We start from the raw sequence: 23,370 nt of genomic DNA on the forward strand, positions 1-23,370 counted from the left end.
CGCCTCTACTCCCGTCCAACGTGAACCGTCGGCGGCCACCGGCAGATGGCCGGCGCGGGACCGAAAGTGATCACCGATCCCGCCCGACCACCCTAGGCGAACCCGAGGCGCCGCGCTGCCCTTGGCACCGCCTGCACCGGCCGGCACCGCCGACGGTGACTACGCCTTGCCGGCGGCCGCCGTCGTGGTGCCGGCCATGGCGCTCTTTACCAGCGGCGCGTATCCGCCCGACTGGCCGGTGCGGTTCGGGTGGTACGACTCGGAGGTCGGGTTCGACAGGCCGTTGATCCACTCGACGGCGTCGCAGACGGCGTGCCCGGTGAAGGCGGCGCGGGGGTCCACGAACGGGAACGAGTGCGCGACCGCCCGGGCCTTGATCGTCTCGTTCAGCAGATCGGCGGTGTCGTTCAGCGCCGCCTGCTCCCCCGGGCTGATCCGGGACAGCGACTGGCAGTCGCTCTCGTTGGACAGGCGCGGATACCCGACGATCACCACCCGGGCGGACGGTGCCTTTGAGCGGATCTTGTTGTAGAGCGCGTCCAGGGTGCCGGACAGGGTGTTCCGGATGTAGGTGTTGGCCTTGTCGATGTCACCCCAGCAGGTGTACGGCCACGGCTTGGCGCACTGCGTGATGACGGAGGAGAATCCGGCGTCGTTGCCGCCGACGGTCAGCGTGACGTAGCTGGTCGACGAGCTGAGGCTGCCGAGTTGGTTGTTGGACACGTCGGCGACCTTCGCGCCGGAGCAGGCGGCGAACGTGAGGCTGGCGCCGATCTGGTTCGCGTCGAGGACGGGGTACGCGTACGGCGAGCGGGAGCAACTGGTGCCGTCGGAGTAGTACGAGCGGGTGCCGACGCCGGAGGCGTACGAGTCGCCGAGGGCGGTGTAGAGCGGCGCGGCCGCCTGCGCGGGCAGCGCCCACAGCACGGCCGGCGCCAGGCCGGCGAGGACGGCGACCGCGAGTGTGACGAGGCGGCTTCTGTGGCGGGGGGCGACGGGTGCCATGCTTCCTCCTCAGCTGCCCACCGGGAGAGCGCATCGACGGAAGTCGACGGCTGGTGGTGATCCAGACTGTCGGCGGCAAGCACTGACACGCGCAAGAGATCGAGCGGAAGTTTCCTTCAATCGAACAAGTGGGCAGTGGCCACTTGGCACGAAGCCGGAGGCGACCCTCGGACCGGAAGGCACCCGGCGACGAAGCCGGCGGCATGTCCGGCGCCCGGACGAAAGAGCTAACCCTCGGCATGCTCACCGTTCACCCAGCCGTGCCCCTGCCGTTTCGGCGGATCCTTACATTCGTCGATCAATGACCCCGGGACAGCCGCCCCGGGGAGAAGGGATCACCATGGGTATCCGCCGAATCCGGCTTGCCACGGCCGTCGCAACGATGGCCGCGCTGACCACAGTCACCACCGGGGCGGTGGTGACCGTGGCCGGCCCGGCAATGGCCGCCACTGCCACCTTCACCTCCGTCGCCGACACCTATGTGGACAACAGCGCCACCTCGACCAACTACGGCACGAGGACGCAGCTCGGCATCGACAACTCGCCGATCAAGCGGATGTTCCTGCGCTTCTCGGTCAACGGCCTGACCGCGCCGGTGAGCAGCGCCCGGCTCCGCATCCACACCGACGACGTGGCAGGTGCCGAGAGCCCCAGCGGCGGCACCTTCAAGGCCATGACCAACACCACCTGGTCGGAGACCGGGGTCACCTGGAACAACCAGCCCGCCATCGACGGGGTGACCCTCGGTTCCCTCGGCAGCGTCGCCCGGAACACGTGGTACGAGGTGGACGTGACCCGGCTGGTCACCGGCAACGGCACCGTCAGCATCGGGGTGACCTCGTCGAACAGCGACGGTGCCGACTACGACTCCCGCGAGTCCGGTGCCACGGCACCCCAGTTGGTCGTGACCACCGGCACGTCGAGCAGCGATCCGGTGCTGGTGGGCGCGGGCGACATCGCGGATTCCGGCTCGGGAGACACCGCCACCGCCGCCCTGCTGGACAACATCTCCGGAACCGTCTTCACCACCGGCGACAACGTCTACACAAATGGCACGGCGGCCGAGTTCAACACGTACTACGAGCCGACCTGGGGCCGGCACAAGGCCCGCACCCGTCCCACGCCGGGCAACCACGACTACAACACCGGCGGCGCCACCGGCTACTACGGCTACTTCGGCACCAACGCCGGCCCGTCCGGGCGGGGCTACTACTCCTACGACGTGGGCAACTGGCACGTGGTGTCGCTGAACTCCAACGTCAGCATGTCCGCCGGCTCCGCACAGGAGCAATGGCTGCGGACGGACCTGGCGGCCAGCACGAAGCCGTGCACCCTCGCGTACTGGCACCACCCGCTGTTCACCTCGGGCGCCAACCACGGCCCGTCCACCTCGACCCGGCCGCTCTACCAGGCCCTGTACGACCACAACGCCGACGTCGTGGTGTGGGGGCACAACCACCAGTACGAGCGGTTCGCCCCGCAGAACCCGAGCGGCGGACTGGACAATGCCCGCGGCATCCGGGCGTTCGTCGCCGGCATGGGCGGCGCCGGCCACTACGGCTTCGGCACCATCCAGCCGAACAGCGAGACTCGCAACAGCGACACGTACGGGGTGCTGAAGTTCACCCTGCACACCAACAGCTACGATTGGGAGTTCGTGCCGGAGGCCGGTAAGAGCTACGCCGACCGGGGCACCAACAACTGCCACTGACAACATCCCGATCGATCCCGCGAGGGCGGTCCGTCACCGGCGGCCCTCGCGGGATCACGGGACCCGCAGGAATCGCTACGAGGTCATAGGGACACCGTCGACCAGGCGGGGAAGGCCGAGCGGGTTGGCCTCGCGCAGCTCCGGTGGGAGCAGCGGGTCCGGGGTGTTCTGGTAGCAGACCGGGCGCAGCCAACGCTCGATCGCTGTGCTTCCCACCGAGGTCGAGCCGCTGGTGGACGCGGGGTACGGACCGCCGTGCTGCATGGCGGGGGCGACCGTCACCCCGGTGGGCCAGCCGTCCACGACGACCCGGCCCGCGATCCCGCTCAGCCCGGCGACCAGTTCCGCCGCCTCGGCGTCCCGCTCGTCGGCGGCCAGGTGCACGGTCGCGGTGAGGTTGCCCGGTAGGGCGCCGAGCACCGCGTCCCGCTCGACCGTCGAGCCGTAGCGGACCAGCACGGTCACCGGCCCGAAGCACTCCTCCAGCAGTTCCCGGTACGGCCCGCCCTCGGCGAGCCGCGACGCCGCGACGGTCAGCAACCCCGGCCGGACCGACAGAGGGGTCTCGTCGTCGCCGGCCTCACCCGCCCCGAGCGGTTCCGCGACGCCTGGGAGCGCCGCCCGGGAGCGGACTCCGGCGAGGAACGCCGCGCGCATGCGCGGGTCGAGCAGCGGCCCGGACGGGACCGTCGCCGTGACGACCGCCCGGATGACGGCGTCGCCCGCCGGTCCCGCCGGGAGCAGGACGAGGCCCGGCTTGACGCAGAACTGGCCCAGACCCTGGGTGTACGAGGCGGCAAGCCCCGCTCCGATCTCGTCCGCTCTGGTCTCGGCCGCCCGTGCGGTCACCACGACCGGGTTGAGGCTGCCCAACTCGCCGTGGAACGGGATCGGCCGCGGCCGGGAGGACGCGATGTCGAACAACGCGCGGCCGCCGCGCACCGAGCCGGTGAACCCGACGGCCGCGGTCAGCGGGTGGCGGACGAGTTCCGGGCCCGCGTCGAAACCGTGGACCAGGCGGACAACGTCCTCGGGCAAACCGACCTCGGCCGCCGCGGAGCGAAGGATCCGGGCACACAGGACGGAGGTGGCCGGATGGTCCGGGTGCGCCTTGACCACGACCGGACATCCCGCGGCCAGCGCACTCGCGGTGTCGCCGCCCGGCACGCTGAAGGCCAGCGGGAAGTTGCTCGCCGCGAAGACCGCGACCACGCCCAGTGGCACCTTGTAGCGCCGCAGGTCGGGGCGGGGCGCCGGCGCCGCCTGCGGGTCGGCGTGGTCGATGATCACGTCCAGGTAGCCGCCCGCCTCGACCACGTCCCCGAACGCGCGGAGTTGGTAGCAGGTGCGGGCGAGTTCGCCGGTGAGCCGTACCCGGCCGAGCGCCGACTCCGCATCGGCGGCCGCGATGATCTCCTCACCGTTCTTCTCCAGGAGCGCGGCTGCCGTGCGTAGCAGGTCAGCCCGCGCGGCGGGGTCCCTGAGTGCCGGGGCGGCCGCGGCGGCGGCCCGCACCGCCTCGTCCACGTCCTCCGCCGTCGACTCGGTCGCCACGCGTCCCCGCGGGGCTCCGGTACGCGGGTCGATGCTCAGCACGTCACTCACCGTCTCGTCCTCTCTGTTCCGTCGGTTCTCCGGCCGCCGCGACGGGCGTCGTGTCTTCGGTCAGGGCAGCGAGCTCGCCCAGGGGCACCGGTACGGCGAGGCTGCGCGTGGCCAGGCTGCGCAGGTCCCCGGGCGTGGTCTCGCGCCTGCTCAGGCAGGCCGCGATCCCGGCGGTGGCGAAGCCGCACACCCGCCCCTGGCACCAGCCCATCCCCGGCCGGGCGAGCATCTTCAAGGTGCGCGCATCCTCCGCGCCGAGGTCGTCGTGCGCCCGCCGCAGGTCACCGTACGAGACCTCCTCACAGCGGCAGACCGGGGTCGTCTCCGACAGCCACTGCGGCCACGCGCGCGGCACCGGATAGGTCCGGTGCATGGCAACGGCGAAGCGGCGCCCGCGCCGGACGGCGCGGCCGAGTCGCCTCATCGCGGCCGGATCGGCCGGACGGCCCAGTGCGTCGGCGAGAGCCAACGCACCCAACCGTCCTTCCTGGACAGCCAGGGCCGCGCCGCCCACGCCGGTCGCCTCGCCGGCGACGTACAGCCCTTCGACGCTGCTACGCTGGCGGTCGTCAACGGCCACGACGAGAGATCCGTCGACATCCTTCGCCGTCTGCGCGCCGAGCATGAGCGGCAGCTCGAGCGACGGGGTGAAGCCCCAGCCGAGGGCCACGAGGTCGGCGGGCAGCTCCTCGTCCGGCCCGGTCGGGCGGCCGTCACAGTCCACCCTGGCGAGCCGGACCGCCTCGACCCGGTCGGTACCGAGGATCTCGCGGATCACCGTTCTGGTCTTGTACGGGATGCGGTGTCGGGCCATGAGTGCCACGTACTGCAGTGCCTCGACGCCCTTGCCCGGCGCGGAGATCGCGCCGACCGGGTCGCGCAGCCAACCGAGCGTGGCGTTGGCCTCGACGACGGCCGCGACGGTCACCCCGGCCCGCGCGAGGCCGGTGGCCACGGGAAGTAGGAACGGGCCGGTGCCGGCGACGACGGCTCGCCGTCCCGCCGTGGTGCGGTGCCCCTTGAGCAGGGCCTGCACCCCGCCCGCGGTCATCACGCCGGGCAGGTCCCAGCCGGGGATGGGCAGCTGCCGGTCGTATCCCCCGGGGCACAGGATCAGCGCCCCCGTGACGAGTGTGCGGTCCGTCCCGCCGGCCGTGGCGGTGGTGGCCGTCATCCGGAGGGTGAACGCGCCGCTGGCGTCGCGGGTGACGAGCCAGACCTGGTGGCCGGGGAGGTAACGGATCCGGCCGGCGGCCCGGAGGGCGTACATGCGGTCCCGCAGCCGGGTGAAGACCGGCCAGCCGTGATGACCGGCAGAATCGTCGGGGCGGGCATGCTTCTCGTCGTAGTGTCGCCAGTACTGTCCGCCGGGCTGCCCGGCGGTGTCGATCAGGGCGACGCCGAGCCCGGCCTCCGCGGCCTCGACGGCGGCGGCGAGGCCGGCCGGGCCCGCGCCGACCACGGCGACGTCAGGCACCTGCGGCATCGGCGTTCCTCCGGTCTCCGGCGTCCTCGCGGTCCGCGCCGGCCTCGGCTTCGTCGCCGAGGGTCATGCCCTCGGCGGCGGCGACCAGGCAGGCGCGCTGGTCGGGGACGCCGTCGACGGTGATCAGGCAGTCGAAGCAGACGCCGATGCCGCAGAACAGTCCTCGGGGCCGGCCGCCCTTACGGGTGGTGCGCCAGTCGTGGATTCCGGCGGCGACCAGCGCGGCGGCGACGCTCTGGCCGGGCTCCGCCGCAACGGTGACGCCGCGAAAGGTCATCTGGTGGGTCATCGGGGTTCCTCCTCGGCGTCCGCGAATCGGTCCGGGGCGAACGGCGTGAGGTCCAGGTCCGGCCGCTCCCCCACGAGCGCCTGGGCGATCAGCCTGCCGGTGCCGGCGGACAGGCCGATGCCGGCGCCCTCGTGGCCACAGGCGTGCCAGAGGCCGGGCGCGCGGGGGTCGGGACCGATGACGGGCAGGTGATCTGGGCAGTAAGGGCGGAAGCCGAGGTAGGTGCGCATCGCGTGGACCTCGCGAAGCATCGGAAACAGCGCGATCGCCTTGGCCGCGAGCGTGCTGATCGCGGTGACGGAGACGGTCCGGTCGAACCCGACGCGCTCGCGCGACGCGCCGACGAGGATGGTGCCGCTGGCGGTCCCCTCGACGACGGGCGAGGTCTGCAGGGCCGCGTCGGAGCTGGCCACGTCGCCGACGTACTCGGCGGCGTACACCTTGTGGCGGATCGTCCGGGGCGGCATCGGCTGGGTGACCAGGACGAAGCCACGGCGGGGCAGCACCGGGACGCGCACCCCGGCGAGCCCGGCGACCCCGCCGGCCCACGTGCCGGCGGCGTTGAGCACCGCCCCGGCGGAGATGTCGCCCCCGGTGGTCCGCACGCCCGTCACCCGGGTGCCGTCGCGCAGGAAGCCCGTCACCTCGGTGCGGGTACGCACCTGTGCCCCTCGCTCGCGGGCCAGCCGCAGCAGCTGCGCCGCGACCAGCATGGGCTGAACCTGGGCGTCCTGCGGATAGAAGGCGCCGCCGGCGAGCTCCGTGGAGAGGTGCGGCTCGTAGTCGCGCAACTCGGTCCGCGCGACGTCGCGGACCTCGACACCGCACCGGCGCTGACGGACGGCGAGGTCGCGCAGCGATGCGACGCTCTGCTCCGACGCCGCGATGATCAGGCCGCCCTTGGCCTCGAACTCCCACAGGTCGGCGTGTTCCGCGAGCTCCTCGCGCCAGACCCGCTGCGAGTACAACGCCAGGTCGAGCTCGGGGCCGGCCTCCTTGTCGGACACCAGCACGTTGCCCTCGCCGGCGCTGGAGGTGCCCCCGGCGATCGCGCCGCGATCGACGACGACCACCCGCACCCCGGCCAGCGACGCGAAGTAGGCGCTGGCAGCGCCGACGACCCCCGCCCCGACCACCACAAGATCCGCGCTGGTCATGTGGCGTCCCTGGCGCCACCTGCCCACAGACCTCGCACGTGGCCGATGTGCCGGTGCATCAGCAACTCGGCCCCGGACGGGTCGCGGGCTTCGATGAAGTCGAGGATCTCGTGGTGCTCGGCGGCTGAGCGGCCCAGGCTGCCGCTCTCCAGCAGCGGGGTCAGGCCGAGCAGCCGGGTCTGCGAGCGCAGGTCGGCGACGACGTCCACCAGGAACCGGTTGCGGCTGTAGCCCAGCAGGGTCAGATGGAAGACGTGGTCGGCCTCGATGTAGCCGACCAGGTCGCCCCGCTCCGCCGCGTCGACGATGGCCTGCGCGAGCGTCCGGAGTTCGGGGATGTCCTCCTTCGGGATCACCGCCACCACGTCCCGCACGGTCGGCGGCTCGATGAGCAGCCGCACGGCGGCCAGGTTGTCGAGGTCCTCCTCGGACACCTCGGTGATCCGGAAGCCTTTGTTCGGGTGGGGGACGACCAGACCTCCCTTCACCAGGTCGAGCATCGCCTCCCGTACCGGGGTGGGCGAGACGCCGAGCTGCGCGCCCAGCGCTGGCGCCGAGTAGACCACGCCGGGCTCGAGCTTGCCGGAGATGATCGCGGCGCGCAGGGCCTCCCTGATCCGGTCGCGGAGATTCTCCCTGCGGCCGACGCCGGGCAGATCCGGGACGGGCGCGGGGCTCACAGCAGGAACCCCGCAGGGAACGGGTCGGTGGGGTCGAGGTGGAACTGCGCGGTCGCGGTGATCCACGCCCGCCCGGTGATCGAGGGCAGCACGGCGGGCAGCGACCCGACCGTGGTCTCGCCGAGCAGCCGGCCGGTGAAGCGGGTGCCGATGAACGACTCGTTGACGAAGTCCTCACCGAGGCCCAGTTCGCCGCGCGCATGCAGCTGGGCCATCCGGGCACTCGTGCCCGTGCCGCAGGGGGAACGGTCGAACCAGCCGGGATGGATGGCCATGGCGTGCCGGGACAACGAGGCGGTGGAGCCCGGGGCCTTCAGATAGACGTGGTGGCAACCTCTGATGTCGTCGCGTTCGGGGTGGGTCGGCGGGTCCTGCTCGTTCACCGCCTCCATGATCGCCAAGCCGGCGGCCAGCAGGTCACCGGCGCGGGACCGGTCGAAGGGCAACCCCAGCTCCGCCAGCTCGACGATCGCGTAGAAGTTCCCGCCGAAGGCCATGTCGTATCCGACGTTCCCGAAGCCCGGCACCTGCACCTTCCGGTCCAGCGCGTACGAAAACGACGGGACGTTCTGGACGGTGACCGACTCGGCCGCGCCGTTGCGCACCGCCACGGACGCGACGACCAGCCCGGCGGGGGTGTCGAGCCGGATCGTGGTCACCGGTTCTACGACGGGCACCATCCCGGTCTCGACGAGGACCGTCGCCACCCCGATGGTGCCGTGGCCGCACATCGGCAACAGCCCGGAGACCTCGATGAAGAGCACACCGTAGTCGGCGTCGGGACGGGTCGGCGGCTGCAGGATCGCCCCGCTCATCGCGCTGTGGCCGCGCGGCTCGTACATCAGCAGGGTGCGGATGTCGTCGCTGTGCTCCATGAACCACAGCCTGCGCTCGGCCATGGTCGCCCCGGGGATCGTGCCCATGCCGCCGACGACGACTCGGGTGGGCATGCCCTCCGTGTGCGAGTCGACGGCATGGAACGTGCGGCGGGACCTCATCGGTAGCCCTTGCTCAGGACGGCTTCGGTGTCGGCGGTGATCCGGGCCGTCAGCTCGGACGGAAGCGGCAGTCGCGGCGGACGGCAGACCCCGCCCTTGCGGCCGGCGATGTCCATCGACAGCTTGATCGACTGGACGAACTCGGTCTTGGAGTCCCAGCGCAGCAGCGGATGCAGGTCGCGGTAGATCGGCACCGCCTTGGCGATGTCGGCGGGGTCGCCCGAGGTGGCCAGCCGGTAGAGCTCCACGGTGCTCTCCGGGATCGCGTTCGGATAGCCGGCGATCCAGCCGACGGCTCCGGCGAGGCCCAACTCGAGCAGCACGTCGTCGGCACCGACCAGGAGGTCCAGGCCAGGTGCCAGCTCGGCGATCTGGTACGCCCTGCGGACGTCGCCGGTGAACTCCTTCACGCCGACGATCAGGCCCTCGTGGAACAGTTCGGCGAGCAGCGAGGGAGTGAGGTCGACCTTGGTGTCGATGGGGTTGTTGTAGGCGACGACCGGCAGCCCGGCCCGGGCGACCTCGCGGTAGTGCTCGACGACGGCCGCCCGGTCGGCGCGGTAGGCGTTCGGCGGCAGCAGCAGGACGGAGGTGGCCCCGGCCGCGGCGGCCTGCTCGGTCCAGCGGCGGGCCTCGAGCGCGCCGTAGGCGGCGACGCCCGGCATCACACCGAACCCGGCGGGGGCGGCCTGGACGGCCACCTCGACGACGCGGGCCCGTTCCTCCGGGGTCAGCGTCTGGTATTCGCCGAGCGAGCCGTTGGGCGTCACCCCGTCGCAGCCGCCGGCGGCGAGGAACCGCACGTGCTCGGCGAACGAGTCGTAGTCGACGGAGAGGTCGTCATGGAAGGGCAGTGCCGTCGCGACGTTGACGCCGCGCCACGGCTTGGCAGGGGTGGTCATTGGGGTCTCCTTGGTGGTCGGATCGAGAAGTCTGACAGCGCGCTACCTCACATGATCTGAGCCGCCATCCACTTCTCCAGACCGTCGGCCTCCAGCGGCAACGCGCGGGACAGCACCTCCATGCCGTCCGGCGTGACGAGGAGGTCGTCCTCGATGCGCACGCCGATCCCGCGCAGCTCCGGAGGCACGGTCAGGTCGTGCGCGTGGAAGTACAGCCCGGGCTCGACGGTGAGCACCATGCCGGGGGCCATGACGGCGCCCTGATAGGCCTCCGCCGCGGCTCGGCCGCAGTCGTGCACGTCCAGCCCCAGGTGATGGCCGATGCCGCACACCAGATAGCGCCGGTGGTGCTGGCCGGTGTCGGAGAGCGCCTCGTCCACGGAGACCGGCAGCAGCCCCCAGTCCGCCAGTCCCCGCGCGATCACCTCCATCGCCGCATGGTGGAAGTCGGTGAACCGGCGACCGGGGCCGACCGCCGCCAGCCCGGCCCGGTGGGACTGTTCCACCAGGTCGTGCACCTGCCGCTGCGCCGGAGAGAACTGGCCGGAGGCGGGGAACGTGCGGGTGACGTCGGCGGTGTAGAAGCTCCTGACCTCGACGCCCATGTCGAGCAGGAGCACCTCGTCGGGCAGGACCGGGCCGTCGCAGCGCACCCAGTGCAACGTGGGCGCGTGGCGGCCACTGCCGACGATCGTGGCGTAGCCGGGGGCGTTGCCGTACGCCCTGGCGTACCGGTCGAAGGTGCCCTGCAGCCAGCGCTCCCCGGGCCCGGCGATCGCGGTGGGGATCTCGCGGACGACCGCGGCGAAGCCCTCGACCGTGCGGTCCACGGCCTCGCGGAGCTGCCCGATCTCCCACTCGTCCTTGTACATGCGCAGTTCGGCGAGGGTCCGGGCCACCTCCTCGTCCCGGGTCACGTCCTCGGTGAGCTCCGCCAGCGGCCGAACCTCGACGCCCAGCGCCCGCGCCCAGTCGGCCGGTCCCGGAGCGGCCCCGACCCACAGCTCGCCGTAACGGGCGTCGGTCCAGAACCCGGAGTCGCCGGGGACAGCGGGCGGTGGCAGGTAGAGCGTGGCGTCGCCGTCGCGCAGCACCACCACGGCGTGCTCGATCCCGCAGCCGGTCACCCAGGCGAAGTCGCTGTCCGGGCGGAAGTCGTACGTCGTGTCGTTGCTGCGCACGGGCGCCTCTCCCGCCGCCAGCACGATGGTCCGGCCCGGGAGCGCCTCGGCCAGCCGGGCCCGGTGGGCGGCGGCTGCGTCGGCGGCGCCGGGGACAACCGACGGGGTGCGGTCCGGCACGCCCCATCCGGTGTTCATGTATTCCGCGAACGCCGCGTTCTCGGACAGCTTCGGCGGCTTACCTTCACGCAACTGCGACTCCTCCTGTCTGGCCAACCGGCCGGCCCGGTCCTCCATCGGCTCGGGTCGCGGGTCCGTGCGCATCGGCGACTCCTCCGCCCAGTTCCCGGACCAGCTCGGTCAGCCGGGTGAAGACCCGGTCGTCGCCGATGCCGTCGTGCTCGTACTCGTTGGTGACCCAGGTCTGGACGTTGCCGACCCGGGCCGCGGTGTCCAGCTGCAGGCCGGCGTCCACGTACATGTCGTCGTAGTAGACGGCGGCGGCCACCGGGATCTCGTTGCCGGCCAGCCGGTCGAGGTCGTAGAGCTGCGGCCACTCCGCTCGGGCGGCCAGCAGCTCGACGGCGCCGCGGAACGGGCGCAGTTCGGCGATCTCCTCGAACATCCAGGGATAGATCATCTCGCCGGTGAACAGCAGAGGCCTGGCGTCCTCGGCGAACTGCGGGTGCCGCACCCGTTCGGCCTGCGCCGCCCAGGCGGTGGCGGCGGCGCCGTGGCCGTAGATGCTCTCCTGCAGGGCCGCGAACAGGGGGTTGTCGCTGTACGAGGTCCTGGCCAGCACCTGGTGCAGAAAGGTCGTCGACAGCTCGCTCCCCGTGAACGCCTCGTCGAGCAGCCAGTGCATGCGTTCGTATCCGGGTTTCATGCCGAAGTCGATGCCGAGCGACTGCAACCGCCGGACCGTGAGCACGTCGCCGTCGGGCAGCAGCACATCGCCCTCGGCCAGCCGGTCGGCGATCCGGCTCACCTGTGCCACCTGGTGGGGGTAGCGCCGGTAGAACGCCCGGTTCTTCGCCTCGACCCGGGGATAGGTGCGCCGGTAGACCTCGGCCGCCGACGGGTCGAGCCCGGGCAGTCCGCCGGTGACGTAGCAGGCACTCAGGCCTTCCGGGGCCCTCGACAGGTAGGTCAGCGTGAGGAAGCCGCCGTACGACTGCCCGAGGGTGGACCAGCGCCGGCCGCCGAAGACGGTCTTCCGCAGGTGCTCGTGGTCGGCGACGATCGAGTCGGCCTGGAAGCACGCGAGAAAGTCGGCGGCCTCCTCGGCCGACGCGAACCCGCTCATCCGGCGACCGTCGACGCGGGTGCTGCGGCCGGTGCCGCGCTGATCCGCCAGGACGACGCGGTAGTCGCGCAGTGCCTGGCCGAGCCAGCCGGACCGGTCGAGCGGGCGCGGGCCCTTCCCGCCCGGTCCGCCCTGGAGGTAGACCAGGCACGGCAGATCCTCACCGGCCCGTACCGGATCGACGATCTCACGGGCGAAGAGCTGGATGGTGCCGCGCGCCGGGTCAGACCAGTCCAGCGGCACGTCGGTCACGTGATCGCGGACCCGCATGCCGGGGATGGTGTAACTCGCGGTAACGGTCATCGGGCCCACTTCTCCTGCCGGACGCGCTCGGGACTGTGCCACCCAGCTGCCATCAACGCCCCCCAGTAAGGTGTGCCATTGCACTGATCCTAGACGCAGCCAAGAGCACTGCATAGAGGGGGCAACGGGGAACCGATCGCGGCCCGCCAAGCGGGGGCGGGCAGCCGTGACCCGACGACAATCGCCGTCGGCGAGTTGGCATGAGGCCCAGGCTGGCCCCGCTCGCCGGAGTGCCGCGGCCCCCAAAGCGGATAGATAGCCACAAGAGGCACGGAAGAGCCTCCCCAGTAACATTGCACTCGGCTGATCGATCCAGCGCAGGGCAACAACGGTAAGAGACTGGTGGGCCGGCGACTGCCGGCCCACCAGATGTTCCTGTTGCAGCAACGGCGCGCTACAGAGCCGCGCAGTCACCGCCCTTGGCACCGGTCACCGTGTTCGGCGCGCCGAAGTCCTTCACCGCCGCGCTGTTGCCGGTGCAGCTCAGCGGCCCGTTGACCCGGCTGCCGACCAGGATCGGCCCGTAGGCGCCGGCCAGCCGGCTGAACCGGTCGTTGGCCGTCACCTGGACGTTGCCCGACAGGGTGAGCGAGCCGTTGAAGGTGCTGCCCGCGATGGTCACGTCCCGGGTGGCTCCGGTGATCCGGGCGAGGCCGTTCACCGTGCTGCCGAACAGCTGCACCGCCTGAGCGCCGGTCGCCGTCAACCCGCCGTCGATCGAGCTGTCACTGACCACCAGCGAAGCGCCCGGACGCACCGACACCCCACCGTTCACCTGAGCACCCTTGAGGCAGGTCACCCCCTCGCTGACCACGACCCGCGGCTGCTGGCCGGTCAGGGTTTTCGTGCAGTCGGGCGACGAGCCCGGCAGCACCGTGGCCCGGTAGGCGCTCGGCTCGCCGACGTTGCCGGCCGCGTCGATGGCCCGGTGCTCGACCAGGTGCGTGCCGAACCCCGGCACGAACCCGCCGCCCGGGTGGTCGTCGGGCAGGGTCTGCTCGAACGCTGCCTTCGACAGGCCGCCGGTACCGAGGTTGCCGTACGTCAGGGCCTTGATGTTCGTGCCCGAGTGACGGAACTGGAACGGCGACTCGGGCATCGGCTGCTCGGGGAACCCGAAGTAGTTGAACCAGCCGTCCTTGTTCAGCCGGAGCTGACCAACGACATAACGGTCCTCGGCATAGCCGGTGTGGTCGTCCTGCGGGTCCAGCCACATGTCCCACCCGTTGAAGTACACCGGGTGCTCCATGCTGTCCCCGAGCCGGGTCAGCGGCTCGGACAGGGTACGTGGCGCGGTCGGCATCGCGTTGTCGGCCGTCCAGTCGATCCGGTCGGAGACGCCACCCGGATCGGCCGGGTCGGTCACCGTGGCGGCCAGCTGGTGGGTGCCGGGCGCCAGTTTCAGCGCGCCGAGGTCGAGGTTGCGGCTGTTGTGCGGGTTCGGCAGCGTCTTGCCGTCCAGCGACCAGGCCACATCGAGGATCCGGTCGGCCGGGTGGTTGGTCCGCACGTAGACCACCTCGTCGCCGGCGACCGGCTGGGTGTTCGGCGTGGAGCCGGTGATGGTCGCGGCCGGCGACGACGGGGTCACCTTGGTGTCACCCACCGTCCACTGCCGGGTCTGCACGAACCGCGCTCCGTTGTAGCCCGAGTTCGTGGCCGTGTTGGCGGTCGACGGGTTGCGAACCCAGTCGATGCCGTCTGGCCCTACCGGGTCCCGCACCTCGACGTGCACCACGGTCCCGGCGGGCAGGTCCAACTCGCCGAGGTCGAGGCTGGTGCTGTTGTGCGTGTCGAGCACGGTGCCGTTCGGACCACCGACTCGCCAGGTCACCTGCAGCTCGTGGTAGCGCGGCTGCCCGGGCTCGACCCACAGCACGCCGTCGGACGCCACCGTGCCCAACGGGCTGTGCCGGACGTTCATCTGCCCGGAGTTACGCATCCCGGTCACCCGGGCAACCATGTGCTCGAGGCCGATCTGGTCAAAGTCGAACCCGATCCAGCGCATCATCGAGTGCTCGCTAGGCCGGCGCTGGCCGCACGGGTACGTGCCGCCGCCCTCGTGCACCCCGATCGTGCCGCCGGACAGGCTCTCCTCGCCGATCCAGCGCCACCACTTCTGCTGGTCCTCGACCATCTTCTGCGGGTCGCGGTAGATGGTGTGGTGGAAGCTGCTGGGCTCACCGCCGGTGTAGCAGGGCCGCACCACGTCGCGGGACGAGTACGGGTACTCGTCGGCCAACGTACCGAGCGAGTGGCCGATTTCGTGCAACGAGATTAGCGGGCCCTGCGGGGAGCCGCCCGAGGTCGTCGCCTGGGTGCCGCCGATCCCGCCGTAGGTGAACGTGTTGAAGATCGCCAGGGTCTGCAGGTTCTGCGCCGTGCGCGGGATACCCAGGAACGGTGCGACGTAGTTGTCGATGATCCGGTTGTGCGCCTGGTTCCCGGTCTCGCACGGGTTCACACCCGCTGGGTAGTAGGCGGCGTAGTTCTGACAGTTCACCGGAGCCCCACCGTAGACGGTGCCGCGCGACAGCGGGTCATTACAGCCGTTCTGGTAGATCATTCGCAGCGCAGTGTTCTTGGCGTCGATCGGACCCTCACGCTGGCCGGTGTCCCGGATCGTGCCGTCCGGGTGGCGTACCCGGCCGTCCGGGTCGCACCGGACGCCGTAGTCGATCGAGGCGATCTCCACCGCGTACACGTTGATGTAGTCGCGGTAGGTCCGGAACGGCTCCGTGGCCCACATGATGGCCAGGTTGCGGTCCACGTCCTTCAGGAAGATCCCCTGCTGGTCCCACTGGTAGCCGTCACCGAGGATGATCAGATTCAGCCGCTCGGCCGCCGGGCCGGTGACTTGAATCGGATGGACCTTCGGGCTGGGCAATGGCATCGGCGGGCCGTCCGCCGGAGCGCCGCTCGCCGGGCCGGCGCCGGTCAGCAAGCCGGCCACCAACGCTAGCGCCGCGAGGGCCGCGACCTTGAATCTCACTGGCTGTTCCACCTCACCTTCATCCGCCGGCGTTCCCGCCGGCCACCGGAAGCTGCCTCCGGCACCGAGCGGGAATCACCGGACACCTGACAGAACTTCCGTGGGCGCCGGCCGTCCAACGTCTACGTGCGGCGCCCACGGAAGCCTCCGTGCTACTTCGTCACTTGCCGACTCGCGACCGGGCGGCCGCCGACACGATGGACCCGCGCTGCTCCGAGGTGACCACCCCAGCCGCGACCAGCTGGTCCACCACCTGGTTGACGTGGGTCACGAACTGGCCGTGGTTCGACCACTGCTCCCCGTCGAGGAGGTGGTCGTTGATCGTGCAGTTGCCGGCCAGCGGGTGGTTGGGCACACCGCTGTCGACGCCGCCGACCACCACCGTCGTCCGGGCGTCGGTGCTCGCGCAGACCGGCATCGCCAGCGGGCCGCCGACCACGGGCAGCCGGAGGGCCGTTGCGGCCAGGTCGACGTTGAGCACGGTGCCCGGGGCCGGGTGCAGCGTGAACTCGTGGTCGGTGGAGAAGACCATCAGGCCGATCCGGTAGCCGGCCGGGATGACCTGGTCATCCGGCTGCAGCGGCACGGTCACGTCGACGAACTCGCCGGGCACGAGCGGCTCGCTGCGGGTGAGCGAGTGGCGGTTCTGCGGGTCCGCCCAGCCCCGGGTGATGATGCTCGTCGTGGTGCCCCGGGTGCTTGACTCGCAACCCGATCCGCCGGTCCACGGCAGCCGCACCAGCGCCACCGACAGGTTGGCCGCCGGCTTGCTCGCGCTCATCCGGAGCGTCACCTCCGCCGTACCGGAGATGTGCACCGGCGCGGTGAGTTCCGGCGTCACGTAGAGCAGCCGATGGTCGGACACCGTGGTGGCCAGTGCGCCGGCATTGCACGCGGTGTTGCCGGCATCGACCAGCGACTCCACACCCTTGCCGGGCCGAGCCAACGAGGTCAGTTCGCCGGAGGTGTCACCGCCCGGCTTCAGCACCATGGTGACCGGCGCCGCGGCTGGGTTGGGGTAGTCCGCGTACGGGGTGAGCTGGCTGGCACCGGTCTCGTTCCGCACCACCCAGGCCCGGGCGTCGTTCTCGACACCGTTCTGGACGCCGTACAGGTAGCGGGTGAACCACCGGTTGCGCATGTCCAGCGGCGGGGCGCCGCCGTGCCCGCCCTGGTGGTAGTACGCCTGCACCGGCGTCCCCTGTGTCTTCAGCGCCTCGAGGATCCGCACGCTGTGCTCGGGCACCACGTTCCAGTCGTTGAACCCGTGTGCCATTAGGGTGGCGGCCTTGACGGTCCCGACGGCGTGGAGGTAGTCCCGACCGGCCCAGAAGTCGTTGTAGTCGCCGTTCGCCCGGTCCTGGTTGCGGTTCATCTCGCCGACCCGGATCGTGTCGATGCAGTACGCCCGGCGCTCCGGATAGCCGCTGTTGATGTAGTCGAACAGGTAGTCGATGTCCTCGCCGACCCAGCCGCCGGGATTCCGGACCAGCCCGTTGGAGCGGTAGTAGTGGTAGTACGAGGTGTTCGGCGCGATCGGGATGATCGCCTCGAGACCGTCGACTCCGGTGGTCGCGGCGGCGAGCGGCAGAGTGCCGTTGTACGACGTACCGGTCATGCCGACCTTGCCGGTCGCCCAACTGGTCGCCGAGACCTCCTGATCCCCGGTGACGCTGGTGTAGCCCTTCGCGCGGCCGTTCAACCAGTCGATCACCGCCTTCGGCGCCAGCGACTCGTTGGGTCCGCCGACCGTCGGGCAGCCCTGCGACAGCCCGGTACCCGGAGAATCGGAGTGGACCACGGCGAACCCGCGCGGCACCCAGGTGCTGACCTCGCTGGTGGACACCGAGGTCCGACCCGGCTGGTGGGCGATCGGTGGCGGTGAGAGCCGGGCCGGCGGTTGCTCACCGAGCTCGTGTCGCACGTTCCAGAAGTACTGCGACTGGCTGGACGCCGTACCGGCGTAGTAAGGGCTGCTCTCGTAGACGACCGGCACCTTCAACCCCTGCTCGGTCTGCGCCGGCCTGGTGACGTCCACGTGCATGCGGTCGAGCTTGCCGTCGCCGTCGGAGTCGAACTCGGTTTCCACCCACAACCGCTGCCGGATCCAGCTGCTGGAGTTCGCAAACTCCGGGACGATCTGAGCCTGCCCGTCGACGAAGACCGGCCCGACCTCATCCGGGCTGGCCGCGGCCGGTACCGCAACCCCTAGCGATAGAGCCAGCGCCACCGCGGCGGACACGGCGGTGAGGCCGGCCGCCCGCGGGCGCAGCTTTCGTCGCGCCATCAAGAGTCCCTTCTATCGTCAGCCGGCGATCCCGAAGGGCCCGGGCCGCCCGCCACAGTCGGTAGTTCGACCCGGCTCGTGTCGACGTGAGCAGTGAGGCGTGCTCGGTCTGATCCGGTTTCGTGCCATGGCTGAGGTAGCCAGCCGTCCGACCAACGCCGTCCTCCTTGCCCCGGGCAGACCGCTCCCCAGGCCTCGCCGGAACCCGTCGGTCGCCTGCCGGCAGGCGACCGCCTCCGCCGCCTTCATTCACCGATCTCTCTGCCGGCCACAAGACCGTAGCTGGCAGCTCGGAGTGGGATCACCAGACAGCTGACGAAACTTCTGTGGGGTTCCAGCCATCCAACGTCGCAACGGGGTGGGGCAGCCCCGTCGCCGGATCGGGCTCAGCGATGCGGCCGGTACGCCGAGAGAGGCCGGGTTTCGATCGGGATTCCGGCCTGTCGACCGGCACGGATCCGCCACAGCCCGCAGTGGCAGGACTGGTAGTAGAGGATCCCTTCGCTCGTCCGGTGCCGGGACCGGGTCCGCCAGACATGCCCATCGCTGTCGCTCATGGTCACAGCCTGCTGTAATGGCATTATGCATCTCAACCCTTACGGCGCCGACCCGGTACGGCTGGCCGTCGAGCTGGCCAACGACCCGCCCCGATCGGTGCCGGAACTGGCCCGCCGATGCCGGACGGCCGGGGTGGTGATGGACATGCCGGTGCGGGACGCCGACCTCTCGGTCACCCTCCGGTTGGTCGAGGAGTGGTCTGAGATCGTCGACGCCGCCTCGGCGAACGAGCGGGCGGAGCTGCTCAACCGGATGCTGGCCAGCGCGTCGACGTACCCCCGGCTCACCAACCACGCCGACGGCCCCTGGCACCTGCACTACCGGGACGACGGCGTGCCGTTGTCGGCGGTGCTCCGCGCCCTGATCAGTGTCGGCACCGCACTGCACCTGACCGTTCGCGGCATGGACCGGCTGGGCCGATGCGCCCGGGACGGGTGCCGGACGATCTACGCCGACCTGTCCCGGACCGGCAAGCAGCGTTACTGCTCACCGCGGTGCGCCAACCGTGACGCGGTACGCCGCCACCGGGCCCGGAGCGGTCCGGCGCGTTGAGCCGGGGCGTCCCGCTCACTCGACCTCAACGGGCGTGGCCTGGCGGCAGGAACGCGGCGATCCGTTCCCACATCGCGACCGGGTTGGCGTACATCGACCAGTGCCCGCTGTGCGGGATCTCCGCGAGCTCCACCCCGCCTGCGGCCAGTTTCGGCAGGTACAGCAGGGTGGCGTTCTCCTCGCCGTACATGACGCCGCCCGGGCAGGGGACGCCCTTTGGCGGCAGGCACCGGGACCGAATCAGACCCAGCCGCGTCGACTGGCCTCGACGCCGGTGGCGGTCACCGAGAAGGTACGGCCGGTCGCCGCCTCGTTGTGGATCGTCACCTGCCGGCGGACCGGCTGGTAGACGCCGTCGGCGGCATACCGCACCGCGCCGAGGTCGAGGGTCGCCGGGGTGGCCTTGGCCTGCTGGGTGGCGGCGCGGGCGATGTTGAGCCGTCCGGAGCCGCCCTGGTCGGCGCGGTAGCCGCCCTGGTCGGTCGAGTTCACCAGGGCGGTCTTGAGCTGGTCCGCGGTCCATGTCAGGCGGTATGGCATCCGAGGATTCCGATCCGATGGCGTCCTGAACAGGCGAGAGCGCGTCACCTACCGGACGATGTCCGCTTGCGGAAACGCCTCCGGGACCGCCGGGATCTGATCGCGCCGATCCGGCCCTGGTTCTCACCGGGTACGGCTGGCGTCGGGCCGCTCGTCGAGCGTCGAACATTTTCGCACACGTGTTGACGTAACCGCACAGATACATTTACGTTCTTACATAGACCTGCATCGCACCAGCCGCCCCCTCAGGAGCCGCCATGCGAACAGTTGCCACCACCACCCTCGCTCTCGTCCTCGCCATGACCGGCACCGTCCCGGCGTCCGCCGCAACGTCGGTCCACGACGTGACCGCAGCGCCGGCGGCCGAGCCGATCCTGGCGGCGACGCCACCGCTCGGTTGGAACAGCTGGAACACCTTCGCCTGCGACATCAACGAGAAGCTGATCCGCGACACCGCCGACGCGATGGTCTCGTCCGGGATGGCCGCGGCCGGCTACCAGTACGTCAACATCGACGACTGCTGGGCCGAGAAGGAGCGCGACCCGGCGACCGGGAAGTACGTCCCCCACCACGAACGGTTCCCCAGCGGCATCAAGGCGCTGGCGGACTATGTCCATGCCAAGGGGCTCAAGCTCGGCATCTACACCAGCGCCGGCACCGAGACCTGCGCCCGCACGATGCCGGGCAGCCTCGGCCACGAGGAACTGGACGCCCAGACGTTCGCCGACTGGGGCGTCGACTACCTCAAGTACGACAACTGCAACAACCAGGGCGTCCCCGCGCAACAGCGGTACCAGGCGATGGGTGACGCGCTGAAGAAGACCGGCCGGCCGATCGTCTACAGCATCTGCGAGTGGGGCGCCAACCAGCCGTGGCTGTGGGGTGACTCGGTCGGCGGCGACCTGTGGCGGACCACCGGCGACATCACCGACTCCTGGCCGAGCGTGATGTCGATCCTCGACCAACAGGTCGGGCTGGAGGCGTACTCCGGTCCGGGCGCCTGGAACGACCCGGACATGCTCGAGGTGGGCAATCCTGGCCTGACGCAGGGCGAGAGCCGCGCCCACATGAGCCTCTGGGCGTTGCTGAACGCGCCGCTGATCGCAGGCAACGACATCCGCTCGATGCCGGCGTGGGCACGCAACCAGCTGACCGATCCGGACGTGCTCGCGGTCAACCAGGACTGGAGCGGGCGCCAGGGCGCGAAGCTGCGGGACTCCGGCGACACCGAGGTGTGGACCAAGAAGATGTCGGACGGTTCGGTCGCCGTCGTCCTGCTCAACCGGGCCTCGACGCCGGCCGTGCTCGGCACCACCGCGGCCGAGCTCGGGCTGCCGCCGGCCGACACCGGGTACGCGGTGCGGAACCTGTGGACCAACACCACGTCCGTCTCCGGTGGCACGATCCGCGCCCAGGTCCCCGGACACGATGCGGTGATGCTGCGGGTCAGCCCCGGCGGGAAGGGCCTGCCGCCGATGGTCGTGGTCGAGGCCACGCCGGGGAGGCCGTACGTCGACGGCACCGAGGCGAACCCGGTCACGGTGAAGGTCCACAACGACGGCACGACCGCCGTCACGAGGGCCCGGCTGCTGCTGACCGCGCCGGAGGGGTGGGCCGCAACGGCGACCGGGCCGACCCAGATCGGCTCGATCGGTCCCGGCACGACCGGTACGGCCACCTGGTCGCTCACCGCGGACCGGCCCGACCTCGGTCCGGTGGACCTGACCGCGAGCGCCAGTTGGACCTGGCGCAACCAGGTGTACAGCGGCACGGCAGCCGGACGGTTCACCGTGGCGACCGCACCCCCGACCGGCTCAGCGCACCTGTCCGACCTGACCTGGCTGTACGCCGAGAACGGCTGGGGCCCGGTCGAGAAGGACCGGAGCAACGGCGAGACGGCCCCCGGGGACGGTAAGCCGTTGACGATCGCGGGCACCGTCTACCCGAAGGGCCTCGGCACCCACGCGCCGGGCAGGATCGGCTACTTCCTCGGCTCCCGCTGCAGCCGGTTCACCGTCACCGTCGGGATCGACGACGAGGTCGGTGACCGGGGCCGGGTCGGCTTCGAGGTGTGGGGAGACGGCGTCAAGCTCGCCGGTGCCGAGGCCACCGGAGCGGGCGCCGGCGTACCGCTCGACCTCGCGGTCAGCGGGGTGGACGTCATCGAGCTTCGGACGGACGCACTCGACGGCCCCAACTACGACCACGCCGACTGGGCGGCCCCGATGATCACCTGCACCTGAACCTTGATCAGTCCGACGGCAGGCTCCGCCCACCCGGGGAGCCTGCCGTCGGCACCTGCTTGCTCGGCCTGCTTCAGTTCTTGTCCAGCACCGGGTCCTCGGGCTTCGGCCGGTCGAACGTGGGTCGCGCCGCCTGCCAGTGGCCGCGGGTGAAGTCGGGCACCTTGACCGGATGCATCCGGCCGGTCTTCAACGAATCGTGGCTGAGCGGGATCACCGAGCACCACGCCGCCGAGTCGTAGACGTCGATGTCGGGGGTCATCCCGAGCCGCATCGTCTGGACGAGACGCCAGATGGCGATGAAGTCCCCGCCGCCGTGTCCGCCGTACTGGCCGGCCAGGCTCTCCAGCGTCGGCCACAACCAGTGGTCGTGCTGCCGCAGGATCGTGTTGTACTCGTTGCCGGTCCGCCAGCTGTGGTTGTTGTGCCCGAGCGACTCGAGGTAGACCCGGGCGTTGTCGAGCTGGATCGTCCCTCGGGTGCCGGTGAGCGTGGTCTCCCTGCTGTACGGGTGCGGGGAGTTCACGTCGTGCTCCACCCGGATGAACCGTCCGCTGGTCGTGGTGACGAAGCAGGTGTGCCGGTCGCCGGAGATGTAGGGCCCGTCGTCCCATGACGGGTGGTCGGGGCCGACCCGCGGGTCCTCGGCGCGGAAGAGCGCCAGCGCCTTGGGCAGGGACGCCACGGAGATCAGTTCCTCGAACCGGTCGCCGCGGTTGATGCCCAGGGTGGCCGACACCGGCCCCAGGCCGTGGGTGGGGTAGTGCGAGGCGTTCATCCTGGTCTGCCAGCGGCGCCGCCAATGCTCGGGGTAGTAGGCGCCGCCGAACGTGTACGGCCAGCGCAGGTCGTGGACGTATCCGCCGGAGGCGTGCTGCAGGTCGCCGAAGACCCCCTGCCGAGCCATGTTGAACATCGCCATCTCGGGGCGGAAGTAGTTGACGTTCTCCAGCAGCAGGCAGTGCTTCCTGGTCCGCTCCGAGGTGCGTACCAGATCCCAGATCTGATCGAGGTACGGCGCGATCGGCAACTCCACAGCGACGTGCTTGCCGTGCTCCATGGCGGCCTTGGCCATGGGGTAGTGCCACTCCCACGGGGTGGCGATGTAGATGAGGTCGATGTCGTCGCGGCGGACCAGGTTGAGGTAGTCCTCCTCCCCCGCCGAGTAGCCGGCCGGCGGGATGTCCTGGAAGCCCTGCTGCATGATCCGGCCGATGGTGCGGTTTACCCGCTCGGGCCGGATGTCGCAGACCGCGGTGACCGTGCCGACCGCGCCGAACCGCCGGTCCTGGTCGCCGCCGCGGTTGCCGAGGCCGATGAGCCCGATGCGGACTCGATCGAAGCCTTCGAACGGCACGTTGGTCATGCTCTTCTCGTCGCTGCCGCGGCGCGGTTCGGTGCCGGTGGAGTCGTCGGCGGCTGCGGGGGCGCCCACCGCGCCGCTCAGGCCGGCGGCGGCACCGAGCACGACACCGGACCGGAGCAGGTCACGACGGGACGGATTGAAGTGAGCGGATGGGGCCATGTGATCACTCCTCTGTGACGGAGACTGATCGAACCTGCCAAGTTGCTCTTGATATCGAGCAGTGTCGTTCAAAAGCTCATCGATGACAAGGGCTTGAGCCGTAAGAGCCT

Annotated in this window: 18 protein-coding genes; 3 read left to right on the forward strand and 15 right to left on the reverse strand. The window is 70.8% G+C overall.

Annotated features, from left to right (window positions below; all coding sequences use genetic code 11):
• Positions 1–159: 159 nt before the first annotated feature.
• Positions 160–1,005, reverse strand: a complete 846-nt coding sequence (locus tag A6A27_RS08490) for an SGNH/GDSL hydrolase family protein (RefSeq protein WP_073833992.1) — start codon at positions 1,003–1,005, stop codon at positions 160–162.
• Between the two features lie 340 nt (positions 1,006–1,345).
• On the opposite strand from A6A27_RS08490, the gene A6A27_RS08495 reads away from it, so the two are divergent.
• A complete protein-coding gene (locus A6A27_RS08495) occupies positions 1,346–2,716 on the forward strand; it encodes a CBM96 family carbohydrate-binding protein (protein ID WP_073833993.1) in 1,371 nt (456 codons plus the stop codon).
• Positions 2,717–2,791: 75 nt separating this feature from the next.
• Here A6A27_RS08495 and A6A27_RS08500 read toward each other — a convergent pair whose 3' ends face one another.
• The 11 genes from A6A27_RS08500 to A6A27_RS08550 form a co-directional block, all read right to left on the reverse strand.
• Positions 2,792–4,321, reverse strand: coding sequence for an aldehyde dehydrogenase (NADP(+)) (locus A6A27_RS08500; RefSeq protein ID WP_241825159.1), 1,530 nt, complete (start codon positions 4,319–4,321; stop codon positions 2,792–2,794).
• Positions 4,314–5,807, reverse strand: coding sequence for an FAD/NAD(P)-dependent oxidoreductase (locus A6A27_RS08505; RefSeq protein WP_073833994.1), 1,494 nt, complete (start codon positions 5,805–5,807; stop codon positions 4,314–4,316). The genes A6A27_RS08500 and A6A27_RS08505 overlap by 8 nt, the downstream gene beginning before the upstream one ends.
• A complete protein-coding gene (locus tag A6A27_RS08510; protein WP_073833995.1) occupies positions 5,791–6,096 on the reverse strand; it encodes a (2Fe-2S)-binding protein in 306 nt (101 codons plus the stop codon). Before A6A27_RS08510 ends, A6A27_RS08505 begins: the two co-directional genes overlap by 17 nt.
• Entirely contained in the window at positions 6,093–7,253 is a 1,161-nt protein-coding gene (locus tag A6A27_RS08515) for an NAD(P)/FAD-dependent oxidoreductase (RefSeq protein ID WP_073833996.1), read from the reverse strand. Before A6A27_RS08515 ends, A6A27_RS08510 begins: the two co-directional genes overlap by 4 nt.
• Positions 7,250–7,933 (reverse strand): GntR family transcriptional regulator, encoded by a 684-nt coding sequence (locus A6A27_RS08520; protein ID WP_073833997.1) that lies wholly within the window; start codon positions 7,931–7,933, stop codon positions 7,250–7,252. The genes A6A27_RS08515 and A6A27_RS08520 overlap by 4 nt, the downstream gene beginning before the upstream one ends.
• Positions 7,930–8,931 (reverse strand): proline racemase family protein, encoded by a 1,002-nt coding sequence (locus tag A6A27_RS08525; protein WP_073833998.1) that lies wholly within the window; start codon positions 8,929–8,931, stop codon positions 7,930–7,932. Before A6A27_RS08525 ends, A6A27_RS08520 begins: the two co-directional genes overlap by 4 nt.
• On the reverse strand, positions 8,928–9,833 hold the full coding sequence (locus A6A27_RS08530) for a dihydrodipicolinate synthase family protein (RefSeq protein ID WP_073833999.1): 906 nt from the start codon (positions 9,831–9,833) through the stop codon (positions 8,928–8,930). Before A6A27_RS08530 ends, A6A27_RS08525 begins: the two co-directional genes overlap by 4 nt.
• 47 nt (positions 9,834–9,880) lie before the next feature.
• Positions 9,881–11,278 (reverse strand): aminopeptidase P family protein, encoded by a 1,398-nt coding sequence (locus A6A27_RS08535; protein ID WP_198940240.1) that lies wholly within the window; start codon positions 11,276–11,278, stop codon positions 9,881–9,883.
• Complete coding sequence (locus A6A27_RS08540) at positions 11,199–12,563, reverse strand: alpha/beta fold hydrolase (protein ID WP_083672501.1); 1,365 nt, start codon at positions 12,561–12,563, stop codon at positions 11,199–11,201. The genes A6A27_RS08535 and A6A27_RS08540 overlap by 80 nt, the downstream gene beginning before the upstream one ends.
• 394 nt (positions 12,564–12,957) lie before the next feature.
• Positions 12,958–15,555 carry a M64 family metallopeptidase gene (locus A6A27_RS08545; protein WP_073834000.1) on the reverse strand — a complete coding sequence of 866 codons (2,598 nt, stop codon included), beginning with the start codon at positions 15,553–15,555 and terminating at the stop codon, positions 12,958–12,960.
• A 160-nt stretch (positions 15,556–15,715) separates the two neighbouring features.
• Positions 15,716–17,842: a Xaa-Pro dipeptidyl-peptidase gene (locus A6A27_RS08550; RefSeq protein ID WP_073834001.1), complete on the reverse strand. Its 2,127-nt coding sequence runs from the start codon at positions 17,840–17,842 to the stop codon at positions 15,716–15,718.
• 582 nt (positions 17,843–18,424) lie between these two features.
• On the opposite strand from A6A27_RS08550, the gene A6A27_RS08555 reads away from it, so the two are divergent.
• Positions 18,425–18,952 carry a CGNR zinc finger domain-containing protein gene (locus A6A27_RS08555; RefSeq protein ID WP_073834002.1) on the forward strand — a complete coding sequence of 176 codons (528 nt, stop codon included), beginning with the start codon at positions 18,425–18,427 and terminating at the stop codon, positions 18,950–18,952.
• Between the two features lie 25 nt (positions 18,953–18,977).
• On the opposite strand, the gene A6A27_RS43040 is transcribed toward A6A27_RS08555, so the two are convergent.
• Both A6A27_RS43040 and A6A27_RS08560 read right to left on the reverse strand, forming a co-directional pair.
• Entirely contained in the window at positions 18,978–19,142 is a 165-nt protein-coding gene (locus A6A27_RS43040; protein WP_198940241.1) for a hypothetical protein, read from the reverse strand.
• Between the two features lie 50 nt (positions 19,143–19,192).
• The gene (locus tag A6A27_RS08560) at positions 19,193–19,492 is read right to left on the reverse strand and encodes a hypothetical protein (protein ID WP_073834003.1); all 300 of its coding nucleotides are present in this window, start codon (positions 19,490–19,492) and stop codon (positions 19,193–19,195) included.
• A gap of 257 nt (positions 19,493–19,749) precedes the next feature.
• Between A6A27_RS08560 and A6A27_RS08565 the strand changes: the two genes are divergently transcribed.
• Positions 19,750–21,735: an NPCBM/NEW2 domain-containing protein gene (locus A6A27_RS08565; RefSeq protein ID WP_073834004.1), complete on the forward strand. Its 1,986-nt coding sequence runs from the start codon at positions 19,750–19,752 to the stop codon at positions 21,733–21,735.
• Between the two features lie 73 nt (positions 21,736–21,808).
• Here the strand turns inward: A6A27_RS08565 and A6A27_RS08570 are convergent, their stop codons facing one another.
• The gene (locus tag A6A27_RS08570; protein WP_073834005.1) at positions 21,809–23,260 is read right to left on the reverse strand and encodes a Gfo/Idh/MocA family oxidoreductase; all 1,452 of its coding nucleotides are present in this window, start codon (positions 23,258–23,260) and stop codon (positions 21,809–21,811) included.
• Positions 23,261–23,370: the final 110 nt, after the last annotated feature.

Source organism: Micromonospora sp. CB01531 (assembly GCF_001905095.1).
In the GTDB taxonomy this organism is placed as follows: Bacteria; Actinomycetota; Actinomycetes; order Mycobacteriales; family Micromonosporaceae; genus Micromonospora.

Excerpts from the sequence above, each read along its gene's own strand:
- A6A27_RS08490 (WP_073833992.1), bottom strand. The coding sequence starts at position 1,005 with ATGGCACCCGTCGCCCCCCGCCACAGAAGCCGCCTCGTCACACTCGCG.
- A6A27_RS08495 (WP_073833993.1), top strand. The coding sequence starts at position 1,346 with ATGGGTATCCGCCGAATCCGGCTTGCCACGGCCGTCGCAACGATGGCC.
- A6A27_RS08505 (WP_073833994.1), bottom strand. The coding sequence starts at position 5,807 with ATGCCGCAGGTGCCTGACGTCGCCGTGGTCGGCGCGGGCCCGGCCGGC.
- A6A27_RS08510 (WP_073833995.1), bottom strand. The coding sequence starts at position 6,096 with ATGACCCACCAGATGACCTTTCGCGGCGTCACCGTTGCGGCGGAGCCC.
- A6A27_RS08515 (WP_073833996.1), bottom strand. The coding sequence starts at position 7,253 with ATGACCAGCGCGGATCTTGTGGTGGTCGGGGCGGGGGTCGTCGGCGCT.
- A6A27_RS08525 (WP_073833998.1), bottom strand. The coding sequence starts at position 8,931 with ATGAGGTCCCGCCGCACGTTCCATGCCGTCGACTCGCACACGGAGGGC.
- A6A27_RS08530 (WP_073833999.1), bottom strand. The coding sequence starts at position 9,833 with ATGACCACCCCTGCCAAGCCGTGGCGCGGCGTCAACGTCGCGACGGCA.
- A6A27_RS08535 (WP_198940240.1), bottom strand. The coding sequence starts at position 11,278 with ATGCGCACGGACCCGCGACCCGAGCCGATGGAGGACCGGGCCGGCCGG.
- A6A27_RS08540 (WP_083672501.1), bottom strand. The coding sequence starts at position 12,563 with ATGACCGTTACCGCGAGTTACACCATCCCCGGCATGCGGGTCCGCGAT.
- A6A27_RS08550 (WP_073834001.1), bottom strand. The coding sequence starts at position 17,842 with ATGGCGCGACGAAAGCTGCGCCCGCGGGCGGCCGGCCTCACCGCCGTG.
- A6A27_RS08555 (WP_073834002.1), top strand. The coding sequence starts at position 18,425 with ATGCATCTCAACCCTTACGGCGCCGACCCGGTACGGCTGGCCGTCGAG.
- A6A27_RS43040 (WP_198940241.1), bottom strand. The coding sequence starts at position 19,142 with ATGTACGGCGAGGAGAACGCCACCCTGCTGTACCTGCCGAAACTGGCC.
- A6A27_RS08560 (WP_073834003.1), bottom strand. The coding sequence starts at position 19,492 with ATGCCATACCGCCTGACATGGACCGCGGACCAGCTCAAGACCGCCCTG.
- A6A27_RS08565 (WP_073834004.1), top strand. The coding sequence starts at position 19,750 with ATGCGAACAGTTGCCACCACCACCCTCGCTCTCGTCCTCGCCATGACC.
- A6A27_RS08570 (WP_073834005.1), bottom strand. The coding sequence starts at position 23,260 with ATGGCCCCATCCGCTCACTTCAATCCGTCCCGTCGTGACCTGCTCCGG.